1 protein-coding gene and 1 pseudogene are annotated in these 785 nt (G+C 40.0%); both read right to left on the bottom strand.

The annotated features are described in order from the left end of the window. A pseudogene (locus AN389_RS19520) lies at nt 1-332 on the bottom strand (IS3 family transposase); the annotation flags it as partial. 95 nt (nt 333-427) lie between these two features. Next, complete coding sequence (locus AN389_RS20285) at nt 428-739, bottom strand: IS3 family transposase (protein WP_082430588.1); 312 nt, start codon at nt 737-739, stop codon at nt 428-430. Nucleotides 740-785 lie beyond the last annotated feature (46 nt).

Raw genomic sequence — 785 nt, 5'->3', positions numbered from 1 at the left:
CAGCCTTCTTTACAGCGCACCTGAGTTATATCCGATACCCATACACTATTAGGCTCTTCAACATCAAATTGACGAGCAAGTAGATTCTCTGCTGTTGTAAAACCCTGCTTTTTATTACCACTGGTGTAGCGACGCTTACCTGATTTAGAGCGATAACCCACGCTTTGTAATAAACGCTGCACTCGGCCTTTACTGCAATCATATCCGTCGGCTATGGCGGCTTGCCACAATTTTCTGTAACCAGGTATGCAGTGCTCTTCATTACTTCTTTTTATTAAAAACTGAAGTAAAAAATCATTTTTTCTTTCAACTGGATTCGACGACTGTTTCAACCATTTGTAATACCCAGCCTTAGAAACAGATAATAACTTACATAACTTGCTTACTGTTTTCTTCGCCGTCGTGGCCTTATAAATATATTGAAACCTTATTCTTTTAGACTGTCGAAGTAGGCCCTCGCCTTTTTTAGTACGTCGTTCTCCAACTGTACGTCCTCAAGCTGCTTTTCAAGGTTACGAACTTGACGTTCAAGGTCTTTATATGACTTTTCTGGACCATGGTTTTTAAGTGGCTTAGGCTCTTTTCTTGAGGTCATTTTACTTCTCCAACTTGACAGCATATCGGGATGAATACCGTATTTTTTAGCGGTCATTTTAACGGTACCGTGTGAGTCTAGCGACTCCTGCACCACTTTTCTTTTAAATTCCTCTGTATGTTTACGAAACGCTTTTACTTTCATGACAACTGACTCCTAAATAGGTGTCTACTTTTATGGAGTCAGATCA

It is taken from the genome of Pseudoalteromonas sp. P1-7a (genome assembly GCF_001401855.1).
In the GTDB taxonomy this organism is placed as follows: Bacteria; Pseudomonadota; Gammaproteobacteria; order Enterobacterales; family Alteromonadaceae; genus Pseudoalteromonas.
Note: the sequence above shows the minus strand (reverse complement) of the source record. Positions and strands in the feature narration are given on the sequence as shown.